The organism is Stenotrophomonas sp. P5_A8 (assembly GCF_056400545.1).
In genome coordinates, this window is the sequence record NZ_JBFULB010000208.1 from 1 (window position 1) to 6,944 (window position 6,944).

Here is a 6,944-nt window from a genome sequence, read left to right on the forward strand (position 1 = left end):
GCCCGCACCGTGGCCGAGCGCATCGGCACGCGGCGCCGCAGGCTGGCGGCCGTGGTCKATGCGATGGGCGGCCCGTACAACCGCGGCCGGGTGACCGACCGCAGCGGCGATGCCCTGTTGCAGGCGTTGCAGGCCGACGTGATGCCGCACGTCCACGCTGGCCGCCACCTGCTGCCGCTGCTGCGCGGTGGCGCACACACCCTGCGTTACGTGCTGGTCGGCGGCCCGGCCGGCTTCAAGCCGTGGGCCGGGCATGGCGAGTCGTCCATCACCATGTCCACCACGCGCATGTACGCGCAGGTGCTGCACCAGGAAGCGCAGGCGCTGGGCGTACGCGCGCAGATGCTGGAAGTGTGCAGCCCGGTGTGCACGCCCACCAACGCGGCCAACGCCTGCATCGAATGGCCCAGCGCCCTGCTGGTCGGGCGCCGGCTGGTGTCGTTGCTGGACAACTGTACGGATAACCGCGCCATCGTCCGCTGCGACGCCCGCGATGCCGAACTGCCGCGGGGCCTGCTGCACCTGGATTGGCCTCCCCCACCGCTGCGCAACGTCGCCGGTACCGCTTGACCTCTACCAAGGTTCAGGTCCCAGGCTACGCCACCCACGTCGCCCCGCGCTCAGATTTCCTATCACCACCCCCCTCCGTACGGATGCATGTCATGACCTCCCAGATTTCCACCCCCTCCCGTATCACCCGACGGCTGGCCATGGCCGGCGTGTCGATCCTCGCCGCGGCCGTGCTGGCCGCCTGCAGTGGCGGCCACGCCGAAGAAGCGGGCATGCCGCCGCCGCCCTCGGTCAGTGCCGCGCCGGTGCTGATCAAGCCGGTCAGTCAGTGGGATGACTTCAGCGGCCGCGTCGAAGCGGTGCAGAGCGTGGAGCTGCGTCCGCGCGTGTCCGGCTATATCGACAAGGTCAATTACGTCGAGGGCGAGGAAGTGAAGAAGGGCGATGTGCTGTTCACCATCGACGCCCGCAGCTACCAGGCCGAGTACGACCGCGCCCGCGCCGAACTTGCCCGCGCCCGCACCCAGTCCACGCTGGCCCGCAGCGAGTCCGAGCGCGCCAAGAAGCTGTCCGACCAGCAGGCCATCTCCACCGAAACCTGGGAACAGCGCCGCGCCGCGGCCGACCAGGCCGGGGCCAGCGTGCAGGCCGCGCAGGCCGCGCTGGATGCGGCGGCCCTGAACCTGGAATTCACCAGGGTGCGTGCCCCGATCAACGGCCGCGCCGGTCGCGCGATGGTCACCGCCGGCAACCTGGTCACCGCCGGCGACAGCGCCAGCGTGCTGACCACGCTGGTCTCGCTGGACAAGGTGTTCGTGTACTTCGATGCCGACGAAGGCACCTTCCTGCGCTACGCGCAGATGGCCCGCAAGGGCGAGCGCCCGAGCGAGCGCGACAGCGACCTGCCGGTCAAGGTCGGCCTGTCCGGCGAAGAGGGCTACCCGCACGAAGGCAAGGTCGACTTCCTGGACAACCAGGTCACCCGCAGCACCGGCACCATCCGTGTCCGCGCGCTGCTGGACAACGCCGACCGCACCTTCACCCCGGGCCTGTTCGCCCGCGTACAGCTGCTCGGCAGCGGCCAGTTCCAGGCCATGCTGATCGACGAGAAGGCCGTGCTCACCGACCAGGACCGCAAGTACGTGTACGTGGTCGACAAGGAAGGCAAGGCGCAGCGCCAGGACATCACCCTGGGCCGCAACGCCGACGGGCTGCGCATCGTGCAGCAGGGCCTGAAGGCCGGCGACCGGGTGATCATCGACGGCGTGCAGAAGGTCTTCATGCCCGGCATGCCGGTGCAGGCCAAGGTCGTTGCCATGCAGCCGGTTGCCGCGCCGGCTGCGCCTGCGACGGCACCCGTTGCATTGAATTAAAGGCAGCCGACTGACAGTCGGCTCTACCGTCATGTAGCAGCCGACCCCACCGTCGGCTCTACCGTGTCTGCCATCGCCCCGTGCAGGGGAGCCCGCCACCGCTGTCGCCCGCGACAGCGGCCGGAGTCGTGCACGCCGGCGCTGGTGAAACCCCAGGAATCCACCCATGGACTTTTCCCGTTTCTTCATCGACAGGCCGATTTTCGCGGCGGTGTTGTCGATCGTGATCTTCGCCGCCGGCCTGATCTCCATTCCGATGCTGCCCATCGGTGAGTACCCGGACGTGGTGCCGCCGTCGGTGGTGGTGCGCACCGTGTATCCTGGCGCCAACCCCAAGGTGATCGCCGAAACCGTGGCCACCCCGCTGGAGGAGGCCATCAACGGCGTCGAGGGCATGATGTACCTCAAGTCGGTGGCCGGCTCCGATGGCGTGCTGCAGATGACCATCACCTTCCGCCCGGGCACCGACCCGGACGATGCGGCGGTGAAGGTGCAGAACCGCGTCGCCCAGGCGCAGGCCCGCCTGCCCGAGGACGTGCGTCGACAGGGTGTCACCACCCAGAAGCAGTCGCCGACCTTCCTGATGGTGGTGCACCTGACCTCGCCCAAGGGCAAGTACGACACCCTGTACCTGCGCAACTACGCACGCCTGCACGTCAAGGACGCGCTCGCGCGCATCCAGGGCGTGGGCGATGCGCAGATCTTCGGTGGTGGCGACTACGCCATGCGCGCCTGGCTGGACCCGGACAAGGTTGCCGCGCGCGGCCTGACCGCCAGCGATGTGGTTGGCGCCATGCGCGAGCAGAACGTGCAGGTCTCCGCCGGCCAGCTCGGTGCCGAGCCGATGCCCAACAGCCAGTTCCTGACCCTGATCAACGCCCAGGGCCGCCTGCGCAGCGAAAAAGAGTTCGGCGACATCGTGCTCAAGAGCGGTACCGACGGTGAAGTGGTGCGCCTGTCCGATGTGGCACGCGTGGAACTGGGTGCCGGCGACTACACCCTGCGCTCGCAGCTGGACGGCAAGAACGCGGTCGGCATCGGCATCTTCCAGGCCCCCGGCGCCAATGCGCTGGATATCCGTGATGCGGTGATGGCCAGCATGGACGAAATGCAGAAGACCATGCCGGACGACGTCAAGTACGAGGCGGTGTATGACACCACCATCTTCGTGCGCGACTCGATCAAGGCCGTGGTCTCCACCCTGCTTGAAGCCATCGCGCTGGTCGTGCTGGTGGTGATCCTGTTCCTGCAGACCTGGCGCGCCTCGATCATTCCGTTGATCGCCGTGCCGGTGTCCATCGTGGGTACGTTCGCCGCGCTGTACCTGCTGGGCTTCTCGATCAACACGCTGAGCCTGTTCGGCCTGGTGCTGGCGATCGGCATCGTGGTCGATGACGCGATCGTGGTGGTGGAAAACGTCGAGCGCAACATCGAGGAAGGTCTCACTCCGTTGGCCGCCGCCCACCAGGCGATGCGCGAAGTGTCCGGCCCGATCGTCGCCATCGCGCTGGTGCTGTGTKCGGTATTCGTGCCGATGGCATTCCTGTCCGGCGTCACCGGTCAGTTCTACAAGCAGTTCGCCGTCACCATCGCCATCTCCACGGTGATCTCGGCGATCAACTCGCTGACCCTGTCGCCGGCCCTGGCCGCGCGCCTGCTCAAGCCGCATGGCGCGCCGAAGGATGGCCCGAGCCGCCTGATCGACCGTCTGTTCGGCTGGGTGTTCCGTCCGTTCAACCGCTTCTTCAAGTCCAGCTCGGAGAAGTACGAGCGCGGCGTGTCGAAGATCCTCGGCCGTCGTGGTGCGGTGTTCCTGGTCTATGCGGTGCTGCTGGTGGCCACCGGTTTCATCTTCAAGGTGGTGCCGCCGGGCTTCATCCCGACCCAGGACAAGCTGTACCTGATCGCCGGCGTGAAGCTGCCGGAAGGCTCGTCGATCGCGCGTACCGATGAAATGCTGCGCAAGGTCGCCAAGATCGCCCAGGAAACCGAGGGCGTGGCCCACACGATCTCGTTCCCGGGGTTGAACGCGCTGCAGTTCACCAACACGCCCAACACCGGTGTGGCATTCATTCCGCTCAAGCCGTTCAACGAGCGCCATGGCCGCACTGCTGCGCAGATCAACGCCGAGATCAACCAGAAGATCGCCGGCCTGCAGGAAGGCTTCGCGTTTGCGATGATGCCGCCGCCGATCCTCGGGTTGGGCAACGGCAACGGCTACCAGATGTTCATCGAAGACCGTGGCAACCTGGGGTACGGCGCGCTGCAGAATGCCGTCCAGGCGATGCAGGGTGCGGTGGCGCAGACCCCGGGCATGGCCTTCCCGATCACCAGCTACCAGGCCAACGTGCCGCAGCTGGATGCGGAAGTGGACCGGGTCAAGGCCAAGGCCCAGGGCGTGCAGCTGACCGAGCTGTTCGACACCCTGCAGACCTACCTCGGCTCGTCCTACGTCAACGACTTCAACCAGTTCGGACGTACCTGGCAGGTGATCGCCCAGGCCGACGGCCAGTTCCGCAACAACGTGGAGGACATCGGCAAGCTGCGTACCCGCAATGATCGCGGCGAGATGGTGCCGATCGGCTCGATGGTGACCGTCAAGGAGACCTTCGGCCCGGACCCGGTGCTGCGCTTCAACGGTTACCCGGCGGCCGATCTGGCCGGCGAAGCCGACCCGCGCATGCTCTCCTCGGCCGAAGCGATGAACAACCTGACCGCCATTGCCGCCAAGGTGCTGCCGGTGGGCATGACCACCGAATGGACCGACCTGAGCTACCAGCAGGCCACCCAGGGCAAGGCTGCCTTCATCGTGTTCCCGGTGGCGATCCTGCTGGCGTTCCTGGTGCTGGCCGCGCTGTATGAAAGCTGGTCCCTGCCGCTGGCGGTGATCCTGATCGTACCGATGACCCTGCTGTCGGCGTTGTTCGGCGTGTGGTTGACCGGTGGCGACAACAACGTGTTCGTGCAGGTCGGCCTGGTGGTGCTGATGGGCCTGGCGTGCAAGAACGCGATCCTGATCGTCGAGTTCGCCCGCGAGCTGGAAATGGGTGGCAAGGGGATCGTGGAAGCCGCGCTGGAAGCCTGCCGCCTGCGTCTGCGTCCGATCGTGATGACCTCCATCGCCTTCATCGCCGGCACCGTGCCGCTGGTGCTGTCCCATGGCGCCGGTGCGGAAGTCCGCTCGGTGACCGGCATCACCGTGTTCGCCGGCATGCTGGGCGTGACCCTGTTCGGCCTGTTCCTGACCCCTGTGTTCTACGTGGCCCTGCGCAAGTTCGTCAGCCGTAATGGCGGCGGGCAGCTGGTCACCCACGGCGAACCGACCATCCACCATTGATTCCGTCCCCCGCGAGGTTTTTCACATGAATACCGCTACCCAAAAGATCGCCCTGGTCACCGGTGCCACCCGCGGCATCGGCCTGGAAACCGTCCGCCAGCTGGCCCAGGCCGGCGTGCATACGCTGCTGGCCGGGCGCAAGCGCGACGTCGCCGTGGCCGAGGCGCTGAAGCTGCAGGCCGAAGGCCTGCCGGTGGAAGCGATCCAGCTCGACGTCGGCGATGCCGCCAGCATTGCCGCCGCCGTGCAGACCGTCACCGAACGCCACGGGCGCCTGGACATCCTGGTCAACAACGCCGGCGTCCTGCTCGACGACCCCAAGCTGGCGCCGTCGGCACAGACCCTGGATACCTGGCGCGCCACCTTCGACACCAACGTGTTCGCGGTGATTGCCGTCACCCAGGCGTTGCTGCCGCTGCTCAACGCCTCGCCGGCCGGCCGCATCGTCAACGTGTCCAGCATCCTCGGCTCGCTGACCCTGCACAGCCAGCCGGGCTCGTCGATCTACGGCTTCGCCGTGCCGGCCTACAACGCCTCCAAGAGCGCGGTGAATGCCTGGACGGTGCAGCTGGCCTATGAGCTGCGCGAGAGCACCACCAAGGTCAACACCGTGCATCCGGGCTACGTCAAAACCGACATGAACGGTGGCGAGGGCGAGATCGACGTCAGCGAAGGCGCACGCTCGAGCGTGGGCATGGCGCTGATCGGCGCCGACGGCCCGAACGGCAGCTTCACCTACCTCGGCGAGGTGCTGCCATGGTGATCCGCCTGTTGACCGTGGCCGTGACCAGCGCGCTGCTGGCCGGCTGCGTCAGCGTCGGCCCCAACTACCAGGCGCCACCGGCACAGCCGGTGACCCTGCAGGGCGCCGCCGCGCCGGTGTTCACCAACGCCTCGCCGGTCGCCAGCTGGTGGGCGCAGTTCGACGACCCGGTACTGGAACAGCTGGTGCATGACGCACTCGGCGACAACCTGGACCTGCGCATTTCGATGGCCCGCGTGCGTGAAGCGCGCGCGGTGTTCGTCGAGCAGCGTCTGGACCAGCTGCCGCACGTCACCGCCGACGGTAGCTACGACCGCCGCAAGCAGCCCGACGCCACCGTCGGCGGCGAGCGGGTATTCAGCGAAACCTACCAGCTTGGCTTCGACGCCGGCTGGGAACTGGACCTGTTCGGTCGCCAGCGCCGCGCGTCCGAAGCGGCGCGCGCCGACCTGGGTGCCGAGCAGGACAACCTTGCCGATGCCCAGGTCACCGTGGCCGCCGAAGTGGCACGCAACTACTTCGAACTGCGGGGTACCCAGAAGCGCATCGCGGTCGCCAAGCGCACCCTGGTCAACCTCCGTGATACCCAGCGGCTGACCGAAGCGCGCTGGGAACTCGGTGCAGGCAGCGAGCTGGACGTGCAAAGCAGCCGCGCGCGATTGAAGGCCATCGAAGCGGACATCCCGCTGCTGGAAGTGTCCGAAGTGCAGTCGCGGCATCGCCTTGCCGTGCTGCTGGGGCAGCGTCCGGATGCATTGGACGCACTGCTGCAGCCGCGTGAAGTGCCGGCCTATGCCAAGCAGCTGCCGCTCGGTGACACCACCGATCTGCTGCGCCAGCGCGCCGACGTGCGCAGTGCCGAGCGTCGCCTGGCGGCGGCTACCGCACGCGTTGGCGTGGCCACGGCCGACCTGTTCCCGCGGATCAGCCTCACCGGCTTCGTCGGTTTCCTGTCCGGCGA

The 6,944-nt window shown here is 67.5% G+C and carries 5 protein-coding genes; all 5 read left to right on the plus strand.

The genetic code is table 11. From position 1 onward, the window contains the following. On the plus strand, positions 1-570 hold a 570-nt coding region (locus tag AC1DQP_RS14125; RefSeq protein WP_478051835.1), incomplete at its 5' end, for an SDR family oxidoreductase. A gap of 92 nt (positions 571-662) precedes the next feature. After that, complete coding sequence (locus AC1DQP_RS14130; RefSeq protein WP_457319048.1) at positions 663-1,883, plus strand: efflux RND transporter periplasmic adaptor subunit; 1,221 nt, start codon at positions 663-665, stop codon at positions 1,881-1,883. A gap of 166 nt (positions 1,884-2,049) precedes the next feature. Continuing rightward, a complete protein-coding gene (locus AC1DQP_RS14135; RefSeq protein ID WP_478051836.1) occupies positions 2,050-5,220 on the plus strand; it encodes an efflux RND transporter permease subunit in 3,171 nt (1,056 codons plus the stop codon). A gap of 25 nt (positions 5,221-5,245) precedes the next feature. Next, positions 5,246-5,983 (plus strand): SDR family oxidoreductase, encoded by a 738-nt coding sequence (locus tag AC1DQP_RS14140; protein ID WP_457319047.1) that lies wholly within the window; start codon positions 5,246-5,248, stop codon positions 5,981-5,983. Continuing rightward, positions 5,977-6,944 (plus strand): efflux transporter outer membrane subunit (locus AC1DQP_RS14145; protein ID WP_478051837.1); only part of this gene is annotated, 968 nt, incomplete at its 3' end. The genes AC1DQP_RS14140 and AC1DQP_RS14145, both read left to right, overlap by 7 nt.